Origin of the sequence: Psychrosphaera haliotis, assembly GCF_039523615.1 — a bacterium.
In the GTDB taxonomy this organism is placed as follows: Bacteria; Pseudomonadota; Gammaproteobacteria; order Enterobacterales; family Alteromonadaceae; genus Psychrosphaera; species Psychrosphaera haliotis.
In genome coordinates this window covers 58,489-76,291 of the sequence record NZ_BAAAFQ010000011.1, presented here as the reverse complement: position 1 = coordinate 76,291, position 17,803 = coordinate 58,489, and the positions used below count along the sequence as shown (strand labels likewise).

At 39.7% G+C, this 17,803-nt stretch carries 9 protein-coding genes; 5 read left to right on the top strand and 4 right to left on the bottom strand.

All coding sequences use genetic code 11. The features are described from left to right. Positions 1–85: 85 nt before the first annotated feature. Positions 86–1,774: a Calx-beta domain-containing protein gene (locus tag ABD009_RS13370; protein ID WP_343826225.1), complete on the bottom strand. Its 1,689-nt coding sequence runs from the start codon at positions 1,772–1,774 to the stop codon at positions 86–88. Positions 1,775–1,922: 148 nt separating this feature from the next. On the opposite strand from ABD009_RS13370, the gene ABD009_RS13365 reads away from it, so the two are divergent. Beyond that, a complete protein-coding gene (locus ABD009_RS13365; protein ID WP_343826220.1) occupies positions 1,923–3,146 on the top strand; it encodes an ADP-ribosylglycohydrolase family protein in 1,224 nt (407 codons plus the stop codon). On the opposite strand, the gene ABD009_RS13360 is transcribed toward ABD009_RS13365, so the two are convergent. Then, positions 3,120–4,196, bottom strand: coding sequence for a WYL domain-containing protein (locus ABD009_RS13360; RefSeq protein WP_343826218.1), 1,077 nt, complete (start codon positions 4,194–4,196; stop codon positions 3,120–3,122). The genes ABD009_RS13365 and ABD009_RS13360 overlap by 27 nt on opposite strands. A 373-nt stretch (positions 4,197–4,569) precedes the next feature. Here ABD009_RS13360 and ABD009_RS13355 point away from each other — a divergent pair, with 373 nt between their 5' ends. The 3 genes from ABD009_RS13355 to ABD009_RS13345 all read left to right on the top strand — a co-directional run bounded on the left by ABD009_RS13355 (position 4,570) and on the right by ABD009_RS13345 (position 9,452). Beyond that, entirely contained in the window at positions 4,570–8,277 is a 3,708-nt protein-coding gene (locus tag ABD009_RS13355; protein WP_343826216.1) for an AAA family ATPase, read from the top strand. A gap of 76 nt (positions 8,278–8,353) precedes the next feature. Further along, positions 8,354–8,608, top strand: coding sequence for a hypothetical protein (locus ABD009_RS13350; RefSeq protein ID WP_343826214.1), 255 nt, complete (start codon positions 8,354–8,356; stop codon positions 8,606–8,608). A 100-nt stretch (positions 8,609–8,708) separates the two neighbouring features. Continuing rightward, positions 8,709–9,452, top strand: coding sequence for a PepSY domain-containing protein (locus ABD009_RS13345; RefSeq protein WP_343826476.1), 744 nt, complete (start codon positions 8,709–8,711; stop codon positions 9,450–9,452). Positions 9,453–9,542: 90 nt separating this feature from the next. Here the strand turns inward: ABD009_RS13345 and ABD009_RS13340 are convergent, their stop codons facing one another. Beyond that, positions 9,543–10,076: a hypothetical protein gene (locus ABD009_RS13340; protein WP_343826211.1), complete on the bottom strand. Its 534-nt coding sequence runs from the start codon at positions 10,074–10,076 to the stop codon at positions 9,543–9,545. A 314-nt stretch (positions 10,077–10,390) separates the two neighbouring features. Here ABD009_RS13340 and ABD009_RS13335 point away from each other — a divergent pair, with 314 nt between their 5' ends. Continuing rightward, positions 10,391–14,392 carry a rhombosortase-dependent M36 family metallopeptidase gene (locus tag ABD009_RS13335; protein ID WP_343826209.1) on the top strand — a complete coding sequence of 1,334 codons (4,002 nt, stop codon included), beginning with the start codon at positions 10,391–10,393 and terminating at the stop codon, positions 14,390–14,392. 417 nt (positions 14,393–14,809) lie between these two features. Here the strand turns inward: ABD009_RS13335 and ABD009_RS13330 are convergent, their stop codons facing one another. Beyond that, complete coding sequence (locus tag ABD009_RS13330; protein WP_343826207.1) at positions 14,810–17,731, bottom strand: TonB-dependent receptor; 2,922 nt, start codon at positions 17,729–17,731, stop codon at positions 14,810–14,812. Between the last annotated feature and the right edge of the window lie 72 nt (positions 17,732–17,803).

Below are 17,803 nucleotides of genomic sequence, written 5' to 3'. Positions count from 1 at the left end.
AGTCTTATTGCAGCGGCATAGTGATTTTGGCCACCTAATTAGAGGGTGTTATGATTCTTTCGTAGCATGATTAGGTTACCAAAATTTAAAGTTGTTTACTCAGGATAAAACTATGGTTTTTCAACTTTAATATAACGATCCCAAACATAAGCCACAAAAAAGACATAGATCCACCGGCACTATCGCTTTTTAGCTGCGGTGGCTCGTCATTATCCTCTATGGTGATATTTAACGAACTTTGTCCCAGGTAAGCATCCTCTTCAGCATTTAAAACAAGTTGAACAGTTTCGCTGTTTTCAACGGATTGGTCATCAGTTGCCGAAATTGTAATAGAAGCTTCTGTCTGGCCATTATCAAAAGTGATATCTGTATTTGATAACTCTAGATCGTCACTAAGACCATTGACTGTATTTAAAGACACCCTTATTCGAAGAATGCCGTCAACGCCATTATCTCGTTGCAATTTAATCGATTTGGTTTCTCCTTCACTAAGGTTGACTTCGGTTGCGCCAAATGAAACTTGGCCAGGGTTACCTATGTCATCTGATATGACCGTAATAGATACTTTATCCATAGTGTCATCAATGTTGATACCATGGCCGTATAAGAGTTCAACGGAGAATTCTTCATCTAATTCATAATCGTCATCATCAAGAGTGTTGATAAGTATTGAGTTAACCTCGTCTTTGCCATTAAAGTAAACACGACGCAATTTTGGGGTGATATCGTTGAAGTCAGCTGAAGATTTTCTCGTTATTAACTGAACAGAGTCACCTAGTTCAGCGTCTTGCCAATTTATGTTGATTCGAAAGGTGTCACCTTCCTTTATATTTAGGGTATTTGTTGTTATAGAAACATGGCCTGTTTTTGCTTTGCTTGGGCGATTGTTTCTAAACGTCGCAGTACGGTTTGGGATTTCGAATACAATGGCTTCTTTATATGCTCTGGCGCTGTCCATTTCGCCTTCAGTACCACATTCCTCACCATTAGCGGCGGTAACTAGAGGTGATGAAAAGAATGCTTCACTTCGGTCTCCTTGGCCATTCTTCATAATACTGGAATAACCATCACAAAATGCTCCGATAGCAAAATATCGTATTAGTGTATCTCTAATTGTACCTTGTCCATGAGTTTCATCAGCGGCTTCCCCATCGTGAGTTAGACCATCATTATGTCCTAGTTCATGTGCCAGAGTACGAGTCACCATTTGGTTTCTATATGGTGATACCCAAGAGTATTTGTCGCCTAGCCATGCAGAGCCCGTATTAGATGTAACTTCCGTATGGTATCTATTTAGCGCCACAACATATGCCACATTATAAAATAGGTTAAAATTGTATTTATCTTCGTTGTGAAGCTTTTTAAGTGCGTTTAATCTTTGTATGCCTGTGTAAGTATCGTCATAATCGAGATCATCTGGTATACGAATAACCCCTGCAATCTCTCGGCGAAGCGGAATGTCTTGTCGTTCAAAGGCGGTATTATTTAACTCAATACTGTTTTCAATGAATTGTAATAGAAGCTCAACATCATTATTAAAATAGTCCAGCATGTCATCAGTATAATAAAAAACAACTTCATGATAGATGATGTCTCCTTCAGTGTGCGTGATTTCAGGATATGTAAAGCCTGCATTCAAACTACCGGTATGACTTTGCGTGGATACCTTAGCAGATGGAAGCTTACTTTCTCTAACGGGGTAGCTATCAGCGCTACTTTTAACACTAACAAAAAGTAAAACCGATAGTAATAATATAGTTATTTGTTTTGTCATAAACACTCCTCATTCGACTGATGCGGAGTACTTTAATGCTTGGAATGGAAACTGTCTTTCCATTAAAAACGAGTTAACTGGAAAGACAGATTCTAAAGTAGTTCTTATTATTGAAGCCCTCAGAACAACACCGCCTTAAGGGGTAGATATGCAAACAAATATGCAAATAAATATAGACTCAATCAATTCACGAGGCTTTCTACCTCATACACAATTGGATAACAGGTTACTTGTTGATAAGAATAGCCGAAATTATCAAGCGTTATTGAGTGTCGCGGTGGGTGATGCTTATGGTGAGCCAATAGAGTTCAAAACAGGCAACCAACTTCCTATATATCAAACGGGGGCGCTGTTGTGTGATTACAAAGGCAAGATAACAGACGACACTCAGTTAACACTATTTACCTTAGAAGGTATTAATGATTTTTTGTCAGAACAATCAAACTTTAAAATAGATAGTTTTGAAGCAGCTTCATCGATGAATAATAAAGTGACTAAGTCTGTTGCGAAAGCTTATCAACGCTGGCTGATGACGCAGGATGAAAGTAGCATATTTCAGGAATGTGCAGGGGACAACTCAGGCCTAGTAATGATCCCAGAGCTGAATGAATCAGTAAATCCAGGAATGACACTTATTTCTGCCTTAAAAGATATGGAGTACAGCGGCCAAGTAGCGTTTAACTATAGCCAGGGCTCTGGCTGTACAACAAAAAACTTACCCATAGCAATGTTATATCAAATGATGCAGGCAAACGCTGAAGCTAAAAATACTGACAATTCTTACTTACGTTTTGCAGCATTTGAATTAGGTTTTAAGGTAGCGCAACTAACTCACGGCCATCCGATGGCTAAGCTGGTGGCAGGTGCAATCGCAACGATTCAGTTTTTGGGTTTATCATCAGTGGCTCAAGTTAGCGATCTATCAGGCAAAAATAGTCTAGCTAACTCCCTAATGCTTACTGAGTTATTAGTAGCGGAATCTCGTGAACAGATTAAAGCACTAGCTTATGACATAACAAATAAAGAAATAGATGAGTTGTTAGGTCTGCTTAATATTGATGCGTACGCAAAACTTAATGGCTGTAATGAACCTCATAGCCCACATAAGTTTAGTAAACGATTTGGAGAGGGGTGGGTTGCATCAGAAACATTTTCTATAGCGGTATATTGCGCCTTAAACGCTAACAGTTACGAAGAGCTTTTAAACATGAGTGCTATCCATGATGGAGACTCAGACTCAACTTGTAGCTTAGCCAGTAGTTTATTTAGCGTATCGAACCAAGAATCAAAAATACCTGAGGAGCTATTGGATAAATTAGAAACGAAAGAGATTATTGAGGCTATGTTAACTAGCCCAAGACAGGCTAGTTAAATAGTCATTTGTATAAAGCGGGGTATTTAAATTGAAATCAATAATGTTCACACTTTGCAAATTATTTAGGTTGTCGCACTTGTGTATACCAATTTCAGCAGGCGCTGATTGACCGTTTGTTAAATACTTTAGTAGAGAAGCTGACTCTATAACATTAATATCATCGCCAAGTTGTATCAGCTCATCAACAAATGCTTGTGTGATACGTTTTTTAAATGAAATCATCGCCTTAGTTTGGTGCTCACAAATAAAATGAAAATCCCACTCTGACGACCCATGAGGATGTTCATTTAAGAATAAGTCCAAGGCCTCATTCGAGACTTCCATCGTTATTGACTCAACTTCACTTTCCAAAAAGCCTTCTTCAATACCGCTATTTAAAATCGCAATAGCTTCGTCTTGAGTAAGCTTATTAAAAAGCGGTGTGTTGTGGACTAACTCACAGTCAGTGATTTTACTTAGCTGTAACGCAACTTGTGAACCACACGATGATAGTGCAATCAAATAAGCAACTCGTCTGTTTTTGACTAAACCAACTGGTTCAATGGTTATTAACTGACCTTTGCGTTTTGTACTGCTGCCTAGTTGAAGGCTTTCAGCATACTCAAGCGTTACTTTTCGCTTATATTTAATGGCCGAACGCAACAAATCAAACTTAGGTTGAATGATGTTAGTAAAAGGCGTTGATTTGCTGAATCCAATCACTCTTGCTTTGAGTTCGCCATAGGAGAGCTCGCTATTGATTGAACGACTACCACCTTCTTTGCGCGTTATATCAGCGTCAATAGCGCTTATTTTTTTTAACTTCTTTTGCACATCGGTTGCACAATAAAAGCGCATTGGCCTGCCATTAACGACCATTGCTGAGCCATGCTCAACACACTGCATTAACCGATTCTTCATTGTTCTCAGGCGAGAGTCGAAGCTGGTTTCTGAATTCGTTAGGCTTGGAAATGAAGTTACCATTTCTTTTGCAGACATTGCGTCTCTAGCCGAACGAGGCAATTTTAGAGCAACTTCTTTGATGCTCACTTTCTGTAATTTTGACATACAAACCCCTTAAACAAATTAATGAATTAAAAACGATATAGATCAGATTTGGTTTCTTTAAAAATTAATTAAATGTTTCGTGTGTTGATGCCTAGTTGGCAATCATAAGTTTTAATTTTCAGGTTCGATGTCTTTTAATAAGTATAAAAGTGTTTGATTAAATGAAGAATTTAACATCCTGTTATGCTTTCCCTATATTGCTCGAAGCGGGGGCGATACTACACTAACCTGAGCCCAATGTCAAGCTGTTTCATTCTTTTTGTTTTTTGTCAATACTATTTTGTTTTTTTTGTCACTTTTTTATCGAATGGAAAGCAACTTTCCATTTGTAGCCTTACTATTGCCTCTCTTCTTCAGCACAACGGGGTAAGTTATGAGCCAATCAATACAGCAAGTTTTATCTGCATATGTTCCTCAAAAGCAAAAGCAAACTAAAATTTTTGCCGATGCACAACAAACTACGTTACAGGCACTATTTACAGATCCTAAGGGGTGGTTGGTCGTGTCATTGATGGATATCATCACAAACTATAATGAAGAGAAAGTAGGCTTTATTAGTTTCAGGCTTCGTGCTGACTATAGTGCATCTCTTGGTATTTGCGTTGAAGAAGTTGTGTCAGACTTTGATCACAAACATCAAAAACCATTATTGCACCGACAGTTTGCTAAGGCCGGTAACGATTTTTTCAACTTTTTTGCAAGCTGGTTTGACCCAACAGATGGTTACTCACCAGAGACAATTACTCTGCTGATGAAACAAGCTAATGACTATATTAAAGCCAACTATAACGATGGCGATTTAATTACTAATACTGAATTTCTTTTTAAGTGCTTTGGGTTGTTACCTCGTTTGAATACGAAAAAGCCTATTTATATAGAGGGTTGGTCATTTGTTATTAAAAATGGGACCAGTAACAAAATAACTTATAAGCATTGTTTTGATCCAAAGGAAGTACTAAATCCTGAGTCAGATGCTATCGATAAACATTTGATAGAAGAGCACGGTTTTCCTGCATTGGAAGAAGATGACACTATCGGTTTATCTAGCTCTTCAGACTTCGCGAGTTTTTTCGAAGATTTAGATATTACAGATGACAACGAAAATATAGAAGATAATGAAAGCCGCCCAGGAGAACTAGATATGCAGTCAATAAATCAGAATGTTAATACGCAAGACTGTATTAATTGCATTGACGGTAGCTTCAGTGAGGTTGCATCTGCTATTAGGTTTTATGCGTCGGCTTTGGTAGACAGTGATGACGACTCACCTTCCATCGATGAAATATCGCTTCTGGCAGGATTGCTTCGAAATGAAAAAATTCGAGATGCCTTTGCCGATGAGCTTGGTTGTACCTCAGATTTGCTGCTACCAACTTCTATAGTTGATTTTCAGGCGAAGGTTTGGGCTAGGACTGATAAATTTAAGTATGAAGACCGTGCAAGAACTCATGGCATAACCTTTATACATAAACATACTCGCACTCGAAGTTTCTTTAATATTAATCAAAATTCTACATTTCTAATGAAAAGCGTAATCCATCAAGAGGGTAATAGTGTTTCGCTTGATTTAACTATGTTTAAAGAACTCATAACCTCTATTCGGGATGAAGGAGTTGTTAGAAATGCAGAAAATAAGGTAGTGCAACTTCCGGTTTTAACTTTGTTAATTGAGTTAAATAGTTCAAGTGACAAACGAAGAGCACAATCTAAAAAGAGATTTATCGAGGGCATCGGTAGTATTACTGGTCACGAATCGACTAAAAATCAGATGGTGCAGCTTTTTAACCAAATGGGTAAATCTCCACGTGGTAGTAAGCCACAGGTGTTAACTTGTTTGTCGCATGCGGATGTTGAATCAGAAGAGGTTATCACATCATTCGTGAATAGTATTAATAAGGCTAATAATAATAATTACTTTGTCAATACTATCAATATGGCTACTTTTAACGACAGGTACAGTAATTGCGCCCTTTTAGGGACGGACCTGTTTTATAGAGATGCGAACTTAGGTTTGCTGACAGGTCCTTCGATACCATATTCAAAACAGATCATTATTCTAAAGAATTTTGAAAAGGCTTCTACTAGTGCCCAAAGCGTTATTATTCCTGCCCTAAAAGGCGAGAAAATAATGGAAAAATTTGCAGAGCAGCCAATTGACCTATCACAGTCTATTATCATTTTTAGTAGCTCTATTGATAAATGCATTACAGACGGGACGTCTTTAGAAGTTGAAAACTTAGATTTACCGAGTTTATTGGGTGACGGTTTAGACTCTGAGGTAATGCAATTTTTGCAAGCCGGTGTGCACTTATTTGTAGATAAGTTGACTTCGGCTGAGATGCAACAGCATCTAAATATGGTGGCTAACAAGTTACCTATTGATAATGATGAGTCCATCAAAAAATCGGCAAGTACATCGACGACACATACGGCTGTTTCACCTTTACTAGCGATTGCAATGCTATCTGAGGGTTTAACTCCATCAAAAATTAATAGTGCAGCAAATAAGCTAGATACCGAAATTGATGGTATTCGGTTTAATGAAGCGCAAATAGCAGATAACGTAAAAATTAGATTTGAAGTACCGAGAGACTTTTATAATTCGTTAGCCAATATTTCAAGCGATGTTACTCATGCTTTTTCGGAGACTTATCAAGGGGTGCAATGGTCACAAAAGTATGAATATTCGAATACGTTGACTGACGGCGTGCTTTTCATAAATGTAACATTGTTGCGTCCTGAGATCCGCGTTAGCAAAGAAGATACGCAAATTCCGTTTATGAAGATACTTTTAAAAACGAACGTGAACATAGACGAAGTAATGGGTCATGAAAATGTTAAAAACGTTATTCTAGAGTCATGCCATAAACTCAAACTTGGAGAGGTACAGAAGAATGGAATTACTTTAGCAGGCGAGCCTGGTTCTGGTAAAACCATGACGATGAAAGCGATTGCTAATGAGGCTGGTATGCCAATCATCTTAGTCAATTCACCTGAGATTCTAGTTGGTAATCCTGTTGAAAACTTGAAGAGAGTATTTAGTACCGCTCAAAAATATGGCCCTTGTGTTGTCGCATTTGATGAAATAGATAGCATAGCGCCAATACGCTCGGAATCGAGTCATGCTACTGCTCTAGTGACTAATTCGTTTCTAACCTGTCTAGATGGGTTTGGGACAGACCATGCAAAGTTTTTAGTGATTGGCTCAACTAATAATATTGCCTGCATTGATCCAGCATTACTGAGAAATGGGCGTTTGGGAACACATATCAATATGTCTCACCCAACAGCAACTAAGTGGCTGGAGTTACTTCCATTGATGGCTAAAAAATATAATCGCCATTTGCCCGCGTCGCATAAAAGTACCCTGGCAAAGTTAGCGAGTGGTTTATCAATATTAAGTATTGATAGGGCAATAAATAATGCCAATAGAGTTGCAAAATCATCAAAGGTTTCATTTACCGAGCAGATGTATCCGGCGCTGCTCGATGAGCACATTGGCAAGCCTTTGCAAAAAAGCTTCTGCCCGAAAGCGTTAGAACAAACTGCCTATCATGAAGCCGGTCATGCCTTGGTGATTATGAAACTATTTGGGAGTGAGAGTATTTCTTGCGTTGACGTGACACCTCGCAAAGGGTCTCTGGGGTGTGTTATTTCAAGTTCAAACGATACTATTTCTCAAATCACTGTTAGAAATATAAAGCACAACATTGCTGTTTGCCTAGCCGGGCGCGCTGCGGAGTTACTTAGGTATGAAGACCGAGAGCTATTATCAACGGGTGCTTCAGGGGATTTACGAAAAGCTACAACACTAGCTAAGCAGGCGATAGAGCAATATGGCTTTGGGGATTTAAATGGCCTGGTTGATCAATCACAGTTCACACAGGTGAACGATGGTCTTAGGCAGGAGTGCATTAAGTGGTTAGAAGTTGGAGATCAGACTGCGACAAACATTCTAAAGCAAAACTGGTCACAAGTAGTGTTACTCGCTAACCAACTAATAGCGAAAAAAACACTGAGTCAACACCAAATTACTGCTCTTTTAAAGGACGAGCCCTCGGCTTTTTTACAAGTCGCGTAACTAAATTGTAAAATCAACTTCCGCAATTCAAATAAACAAATAAATCAATAAACAAATAAATAAAGAGGTGTAACTTATGATTATAGGCTATCTGTGGTTAATTTGGCTTTTTGTCATAACCTGCTTAGTTCAGTCTTGGTTTGTGGCGGTAGGAGAGTTCTTCGATGGAATATTGTCGTTCTTTTGGATGGATTCACTTGGATTCAGTGTCTATCGCTTCTTTAGCGAATTGCCTACTGAAAGCCCTATGTTGACAGCGACGTTTTTTACAGCTGCAACCCTTGCTTGCATGTCAGAGCAAACGCTTGCGGAACTCGAAGCGCAGTGTTAAGTCACTTGATGTATTATATAGATAACTCTAGGGCTTTTAAAAATTAAAGTGATTGTGGCGATCTAATTCATAATTTAACATGTCTTTTGAGTTTTTTGTGATGCTTATAATAGTTGTTTCACACGCAGTACTGCATAAATGGCTCGCCACTATTGTCTCGATTCAATTGGTAATTTGGCTTGGTACAGGCCTTTATTTTGGCCTAGCAGATGACCCTAAAGCAAGCGGCAATCAGTTTAGGCAAAAGGTTGAGCATAAAAGTGAAGGTCTGCAGACGCCAACCTTAGTAGCACTAGAAAAGTTGAGCTCTGAGCTTACTGACGTAAAAAGAGTATCGCTAGTGTGGCGATTAGATAAACCTTATTACTTGGCATTTTTTCAAGAAACCGCTCACGGTTATCAAAAACAAAGCGTTAAGTGGTTTGACGCGGAAACGGGAGCGCTTTCGGTTATTAATGAGAATTATGTTACTGAGGTAGCACAGCAGTCTTTAAAACACACAGAAAAAGCCAAGCTGATGGAAAACGCTAAAATAAATTTGATTTCAACGGGCACAAAAGACATTCCTAGTGAGCGCAATGCAATTTGGGCTGTGGCTTTAAATAACACCGACAATACAACCATCTATATATCTGACGTTTCTCGTAAAGTAATAGCGCATGTTGATGATCATAAACGGTTAAAGAACCTTATGTTTCAGCTCCATTTTATGGACTACTTTAATACCGGCGGGTTTAACAATATCTTTTCAAAAGTGTTTGCTTTGTTAACGCTAATGCTGGCAATAACGGGAATAAGGTGGTTGTTCATTAGCAAAGTTTGGAAGGGTAAATTTGTTAAATAAAGGCTGTTGTAGCTGCCTGTAATTAACACATTGAGCGATCTCTAATACTCGTTACTTGTATGATTAAGATCGCCCACTGTGCATAGCAGTTTACATTGTTTCTTTGTCAGATTTAGGTGTGTAATCGAGTTGAAGTTCAACTTGTTTCACAGACTTGTTTCTTTTTAACGTTTTATAGTCCAATACCAAGTCCGTTGGGTTTTTAGGTGTTAATGAGTATGTGTTTGACGCCATTTCTACCATATCAAACTCACTCAACCATTGGCTTGTACCTGCACCATCTGCAACTACAACAATAATATTACCAGTGACTCTAGCTTTTTGATTAACTGACTTATCAAACACTTCTTTACCAGCTATTAAAGGCAAAGAAGGCGCTTCCAAAATAGTATTATTAACTTTAACAAACCCTTTGCTCAGCGCTTGTTCTAGCGCCATTGGTTGCTTGATTTCTTGAACTTGTGATGACACTGACTTCATGTCCTCGGCAACAACATTTTTGTCTTGCATTGCGTTTGGCACTGATGGTGCGTCTTGTTTTTCTTTTGATTGATCATTATTACATGCTGCAAGTGCAATACTCACTGAAAGTGCGATAAGCAAGTGTCCGTTTCTTTTCTTCATTATTGTCCCCTAAATTAATTTATTAGAATTATTAGACCAGATTAAATTGGTATTTTTAGAGTTGAAGTTTATTGAATTTGTAACAAATTGTTTGTATTTTTGACACGATTCTTATAATTGCTTTTAAAACAATGGTTTAAATTTGGTTGGTTATGGTGGTGATTTTACTCTGTATCAAACGGTTGCAATAAGGACAGGTTTACGATTACTTTATTCACAACTGTAAATAAATATAAAAACAATAATCTTTACAGCGACCTCTCGTTACGAAGAGGGAACACGTTCGTTTTATAATCGAAATACAAGGAATAAACATGATAGATTTTAAAATTACTGGAGTGTCCGCAGCGGTCGCTCTAGTTCTAACCAGTGCTGGTGCTAATGCAGCTCCAAGTGACCAGTTAGTAAATTCAGTAAAAAACAGCAAGTTTGCACAAGCACAAGGCAGCTTCGATGCTGCTACACAACAAGCTCTTGCTTCAAAGCCTACAGTATCTGGCCTTAAGAGCCATTACGACGACAATCTTGGTAAAGCGACTTTTGTATGGGCACCTAGCTCAATTAAGGCACCAAATTTATCTGGGGTTGCTACAGAAAACAGAGCAGCAGCAGCCAGCGACCACTATTTAAACGCATTATTAGGTGTATCAACATCAAAAGGTGGTCTAACACAAGTTGTTAAATTAGCAAATATGCATGACGAAGGCAGAGGCACCCGTATTGCTAAATACACTCAAGAAGTCATGGGTGTAGAAGTATTTAATCGTGAATTTAACATTATGATGGATTCTGAATTTAACTTAGTTGCCTCATCGGGCTACTTAGCTAAAAATCAGTTGCCGGTTGGCCAATTCGCCCCATCGTTTGATTTTGGTGAAGCTGAACCAGCAATCTTAAGCGCAGTAAAAGACGCGACAAATGGTCGTGTTGATGTTTCATTAGTAGCATCTGAAGAAAAAGGTAAATACTCTCATTTCAGAGTTAAAAGTACGCCAAATGGAGTATCTGTTGGCGCTGAAACGCGTGCTAAAAAAGTATACTTTGACGGTAGCAAAGGTTTGGTTCCTTCTTATTATTTAGAAGTTGAAGTCTCAGCTGCTGATTCAGTAAACACAGAATTATTCAGCTATGTTGTTGATGCTACAAATGGCAAGGTTTTATCTAAAAACAGCCTAACGGTTGATGACTCAACATTCCATTATCGTGCGTATGCAAAAGATGACCTGACACCAATGCAAGGTCCTCACGGTGACGTTGTACCTTCGTTAGACCCTGGTAATGACACAGATGTTATTTTAGAAGCGCCGTTAGTTTCAGTATCAACTATGCCGTTCTTAAGCACTCAAGATGCGTGGTTAGAAGAAACTGCAACGACTACTTCAGGTAATAATGCATTTGCTTATGCTGATGTAATTGCACCAGGTGGCTTTAGTCCAGGTGATTTCACGGCAGAAACAACAAGTGCCCAAACCTTTGATTATCCGCTAGACCCAGAAGCACGAGCTAATACAATGGGCAACAGAAAAGCGGCGATTGTTAACTTGTTCTACATGACTAACTTCTTACATGATTACTATTACGATTATGGATTTGATGAAGCGTCAGGTAATGCACAGTTATCAAACTATGAGCGTGGCGGTGTAGAAGGCGATCCACTACTTCTAGAAGCTCAAGATAACTCTGGTTTAAACAACGCAAACATGTCGACACCTGCAGACGGTGGCAGCCCAAGAATGCAACAATTCTTGTGGACTGACAAAGATGCTGTTGTGGGTGAAGATTGGGGTATTGAAGTTACTAACTCTGATACCTTAGGTATTTTAAGTTCAAGCCAATTAGCGTCTTTTGGTCCTCAGCAATACTCAGTAACAGGTTCAGTTGTACGTATTGATGACGGTACTGACACATTAACTGATGGTTGTGAGCCAGCAGTTAATGCCGCAGCGCTTGAAGGTAATATCGCGATAATAGACCGTGGCGAGTGTGACTTTGATATTAAAGTAGGTAATGCACAAGATGCTGGTGCGATAGGCGCAATAATTGTTAATAACGTTGACGACGGCACGCCTGCTTCAATGGGTGGCGACGACGATACAATTACAATTGCCCCTCAAGGTCTAAGCTTTGCGGACGGTGCATCTATTTATGAAATAATTGATGCAGACGGCACTGTTGAAGTGGAAATGACAAGCACATTCCCATTAAAAGACTCAACGTTTGATAATGCGGTAATCGCTCACGAATTTGGTCACTACATCCAAAACCGCCTAATTGGCAATGGTTCTGGTTTGAATAACTTCCAAGGTAGAGCAATGGGTGAAGGTTGGGCTGATATTCACGCCATGCTTTTCGTAACAAAAGAGTCAGATCTTGAACTTGAAGGTAACTCTGAGTTCGGTTTAGGATACGGTGTTGGTACATACGTAACTGACTTCTTTACTGGTATTCGTCGTGCTCCGTATACAACTGATATGGACGTTAATCCGTATACATTTGGTCACATTACAACAGGCGCGGGCCCAGATGGGTTCCCTACAACTTCAAATGCGTCTCCACATGGTGCCGGTGAAATTTGGGCCGTAGCATTATGGGAATTCTATGTCGCTATGATTAACGAACATGGTTTTGCTGATGCAAAAGACAGAATGTCTCGTTATGTAGTTGAAGGTTATAAATTAACTCCTATTTCACCAACCTACACTGAAGCTAGAGATGCTATCTTAGCTGCAGCTATAGCTAGTGACTCAAAAGACTTTGACATGGCGATTGCAGCATTTGCAAAACGTGGTATGGGCCTTGGAGCGGTATCTCCTGCTAGAACGTCAACAGATCTTTCAGGTGTTGTAGAAAGTAATGCGACTGAGTTAGCGGCGTTCAATGCGGTTTCTGTTGACCTAATGGCTGACTATGACGGAACAACGTCTGGCTTCTGTACAGCGGATGGCGTTTTAGATAAAGGTGAAACTGGTCAAATATCGGTAACTATTACTAATACAGGTAGCGAAGTACTTGAAGGTGTTACAGCGCAAATCAGTGTTGAAGGTGACGCGGATGTAACTATTGCTAATGATGGTCTAGTTACTTTTGACTCATTATCACCATTTTCTAAATCAACGAGCTCATCTTTAGATGTTGTTATCAATGACGCTTCTACTGCGGATGATATTTCGTTTGTAGTAACCTTCCCTGAAGCGGTTGAAGGTGATGAAGTTGTTGAGGCTGAAGATATCACGTTACCAGTTACTATCAACTATGACTTCGAAAAAGTAGATCCAGTAAATCTAACGACACTTGAAGACATGGAAGATATATCTACCTTTGTTGATTGGTCAGTAAATATAATGGATGGCGGCGAAAGTGCGTCTGGCTTAGCGGAACTAAACAATATTTATACTGCCTATTGGGGAGGGATTACAGGCGCTAACTTAGGTGGCAGTACGTTATTTATGGCTGATATATCTGAAATTTCAGATGTAGGTTATGAAACAGGTGAAATCGAAGTAGGCTATGCTGGTGATTTCACTGTTTCATTCTGGCACGTTTACTTGTTAGAGACTGGTTATGATGGCGGTGTTGTTGAGCTAAGCTTAAACGGCAGTGAATGGCAAGATGTTACTTACTTTGGTGGTCAGTTCATGAATGCTGGTTATAGCGAAGTGCTTCCTGCAGTTACTCCAGACCAACCATTAGCTGGTCGTCCGGTATTCTCTGGTGACATGCGAGATAGTGTAGACTTCCCGACAAACTCTCAAGAAACGATTAACTTTGGAGAAGCCTTAAACGGTAGCACTGTCAAGTTCCGTTTCAGAATTGCAACCGATAGCGCAGCGAGTGTGTTTGGTTGGTTCGTAGATAACGTTCAATTTACTAACGTTGAATCACCAATGTTCTCTGAAGTGGTTAGTGGTGTTGTTGAGTCGTGTGATAACTCAGTACCTCGCCTAGTTTCTATTTCTGATGATATGACTGTAGAAGAAGGTGATGCTGTTGCTCTTGAAGCGGAAGGCTTTGATAGAGATACTGCAGATACTCTTACTTACACTTGGACTCAAACTAGCGGACCAGAAGTAGCGATGTCAGGAGCAGATGCTGCATCTATGTCGTTTACTGCACCTACTGTTGCGTTTGATACAGATCTGAAGTTCGCAGTAACTGTTTCAGATGGTAAGTCTTCAATAATGGGTTCAAGCAACGTAACGGTTCAGGATGTACCAGAGCCTGTTGCTCCAGAGAAGAAATCAAGCAGTGGTAGCTTCGGCTGGATGTCTCTATTGTTATTGCCATTAGCAATGCTTAGAAGACGCACAAAGCGTTAATATAATAACTATATAAGCTATAACGTTAAAAGCCCCTTGCGAAAAGCAAGGGGCTTTTTATTGGTTAGCCAACACTATAACGCCTGTCTATATTTGCTACTTTACCCAGAACCTGCAGTTAACACCGAAAACCTAACATCGCTTTACCCATACCTCAGATCTATTACTTACACCAATTGTTTTTAGGTAGCACCTAGCGCCTAATATTTAGCACATAGCACACAGACCATGCTAGGGGTCTTAAAGGTATTTGTCGTTATTTGAGTAAGAGCAAGTACTGGAGTTTTTACACATTATTTGAGGGGCGTGGACGCATCTGTTGGTAAATTTCAGGTGTAAAAAAGCCATCTCTCGATGGCTTTTACTAACAGATTAAAGGTGCGATAGTGAACTATCGCGATCAATCATTATATGTGCTTAGAATTCAACTTTAGCACCTAGGTAGAAGCGACGAGGTGCAACCCAGTCTTTTGCTTCACCAAATTCAAATGAACCACTACCAGCTACAAGTTGCTCTTCTTCAGTAACCGCTTGGTCATCGAGGATGTTAAATACATCTAAGAAGAACTCAGTTTCATAATCACCAAAGTCATGAACATACTTGAATCGCACATCTAGCGTACCAAATGCTGGAGTTTCTTGGCTTGCAAGGTTACCAGGAGCAATCCAACGTCCGTCGTAACCGCCAAAGTCATATGTAGTTTCTTCACGTAGTGGTAAATAACGACCATAAACGTTTGAAGCTCGGTTATATGCTGTACCAGAGTTCCAGTTATAAACCGCACCTACTTCAAAACCATTATCAAAATAATATGTACCTAAGATTTTGAACTGGTGATCAATGTTACCAGGCTGTTTGCCGTACATGTTAGGAGCACGTGGATCTAGGTAGTAGAAATCACCTTGTAAATCCGCGTTACCATCTGAGTTAGTGTTACCTTCCGCATCGTTATAAGTATAAGACGCTAATAGATTCCAGTTATCAGTACGAAGCTTCTTGAATGTAATTTCAACACCTTGGTAATCACGTTTACCACCTTCTAGCGTAGCTAGAACATAGTTTGAACCAGGGTTTTCTGTGTAACCAAAGTAAGACAGAGGTAATGCTAAAGATGAACCATCTAATTGGCCGCCTTCTGAATAAACACCTAAGTCGTAATCTTCAAGAATGTCTCGAGTTTTACGGTTTGTATACGTTACAGAGATGTTTGTATCTTCAGTAAGGTTAGTTGAGTAACCTACTAAAAATTCATCAGTGTAAGGCGTTTTAGTTGTAGGCGAGAAGAATGCATCTTGTGTAGCTACACCACCACGCGTACGGAATGTCTGCCATGAACCATCTACAAACACTTGCTCTTCACGAACTGAACCAGTTAGATTACCAGCAAATGATGTCATGTCAGTACGTACCGGATCGTAGTAACGGCCGTGGAATGCCCAAACTTTAGAATCACCGTCACCATTAATGTCATAAACAGCACTTAAACGATGTGCAATATCCCAATCAAACGAGAAGATCTTTTCGCCTGTTGAAGCATAGTGAGACCATTTTTCAGCACGTAAACCTACATTTAATGTTAGGTCTTCAATGTTGATACTATCTTGAATGTAAAAAGATTGACCTTTAGTTTCAAGTTTAGACTCAGCTTGTTGTGTTTGAATGATACGGTAAACGTTCACATCTCCTGTAGGGTTACCAGCAGTGCTATTAAATACAATATTTGCTACATCAGCTTCGGCAATGCCAGTTGCTGCTGCAATTCGAGCTGCATCATCGTCAGATAAATCTCTGTTACCAATCCAACCATCAGCATTTGCATACTGGTCATATGTTGTACCAGCATCCGCCGCGCCAATAGAGGTATATTGTGCAGAGTCACCTGTGTAAACAGAGTTTGTGATGTTTTCATTCGTTTCTGCTGAGTAACCAACTTCAATAGTGTGATAACCAAAGTCGTTAGTATCTAAATAGTATTCAGCATTAACATAGTAGCTTTCTTTATTACGCTCACGTAGCGTGTCTGAACCTAAACCACCAAGGTCAGTATCTGACTGTGTAGTAGTTGAAGCGTCAGCGAAGTAAGCAACGTCGTTACGAGTGCTTTTATCTTTAGCGATATCAGAAAGTTCTGACTCATGGCTCATGAAACCAGCATTAAGAACTACGTCGTCCCAAGAGTGCGTGTAGTCAATCTTGTAGTTGTCGCCGCCTTGCTTACGTGAACGATCTCGGTTTGATAAAGTGTCAAACGCGCTGCTTCCAGAAACGTCAGTAGGATCGTTAAAGTAAGTAAATACTAAACGGTCATCGTTAGTTGCCTGCCAAGTTAATTTACCAAAACCTAATGTGCTTTCGTTTTCAACAGAACGAGCAATTGCACCAGTTTCTGGATCGGCTACGTCATCTTTACGGTTTTTAAGCTGGTATGAAGCAAAAAACCATAATTCGTCTTGAATGATTGGACCACCAAGTGTTACCGCTGTATCAAAAGTAGAGAAACCACTTTGCGATTTAGTTGGGCTGTCATAGTCACCAACTAGGCTGTCGTTCTGGAAGTAGTAGTTAACTGAACCGTGGAATTCATTACTACCAGACTTTGTAACAACACGTGAAACAAGGCCAGAACCACCTGCGTATTTAGCTGGGATTGCACCAGTAATAACTTGTTGTTCCTGAATGATTTCAGAGTTGATGTTGCCACCAAATGTACCCGTTACGTTATCCGTTACGTTTACGCCGTCAATGTAGTAAACATTGTCTGAAGAAGTACCTACGGCACCACCAGCATCTGAGTAGTTAACACCAGATTTTGAAGATGGGTTACCACCACTACTTGGTTTTACACCAGGAGTAAGTTGTAGGTAGCTTTGGTAAGAACGACCCGTTGGTAATGACTCAGTCATATCCAATGTAATGTCCATACCTGTTGTTGCAGACGTTGTATCAATAGCAGATACCGCACGTCCAGATACAACAATTGTTTCCATGTTGCTAGACGCATTGCTAACTGCATAGCTTAGGTTCAAACTTTTGCCCGTGATAACACGTACATTGTTTGCTTCAAAAGCTTGAATTTGGTTACCGTTGATACTTACGGTGTATTGGTTTGAAGCGTCTAGTCCGCGCAGAGAAACAAAACCATCGGCATCTGACACTGCATTTTTGCTAACTAGGCTGTCTGGTGCTTTTACTAATACTGTTGCACCTGCAATTGGGTTACCGTTTTTATCAGTAACTTTGATTTTTAGACCGCCGGTCTCGGCAGCCATTACAGAGCTAGAAAGACCCAGCGCTGCAGCAACTGCAAAAGCAGTTAAACTATTTTTAAAGTTCATCATTATATGTCCCTAGATTTATATTTTTTAATTTATTATATGCTCATGAAGATAGCTAGACATAAGCGATACGAT

Excerpts from the sequence above, each read along its gene's own strand:
- ABD009_RS13340 (WP_343826211.1), bottom strand. The coding sequence starts at position 10,076 with ATGAAGAAAAGAAACGGACACTTGCTTATCGCACTTTCAGTGAGTATT.
- ABD009_RS13370 (WP_343826225.1), bottom strand. The coding sequence starts at position 1,774 with ATGACAAAACAAATAACTATATTATTACTATCGGTTTTACTTTTTGTT.
- ABD009_RS13335 (WP_343826209.1), top strand. The coding sequence starts at position 10,391 with ATGATAGATTTTAAAATTACTGGAGTGTCCGCAGCGGTCGCTCTAGTT.
- ABD009_RS13355 (WP_343826216.1), top strand. The coding sequence starts at position 4,570 with ATGAGCCAATCAATACAGCAAGTTTTATCTGCATATGTTCCTCAAAAG.
- ABD009_RS13360 (WP_343826218.1), bottom strand. The coding sequence starts at position 4,196 with ATGTCAAAATTACAGAAAGTGAGCATCAAAGAAGTTGCTCTAAAATTG.
- ABD009_RS13330 (WP_343826207.1), bottom strand. The coding sequence starts at position 17,731 with ATGATGAACTTTAAAAATAGTTTAACTGCTTTTGCAGTTGCTGCAGCG.
- ABD009_RS13350 (WP_343826214.1), top strand. The coding sequence starts at position 8,354 with ATGATTATAGGCTATCTGTGGTTAATTTGGCTTTTTGTCATAACCTGC.
- ABD009_RS13365 (WP_343826220.1), top strand. The coding sequence starts at position 1,923 with ATGCAAACAAATATGCAAATAAATATAGACTCAATCAATTCACGAGGC.
- ABD009_RS13345 (WP_343826476.1), top strand. The coding sequence starts at position 8,709 with ATGCTTATAATAGTTGTTTCACACGCAGTACTGCATAAATGGCTCGCC.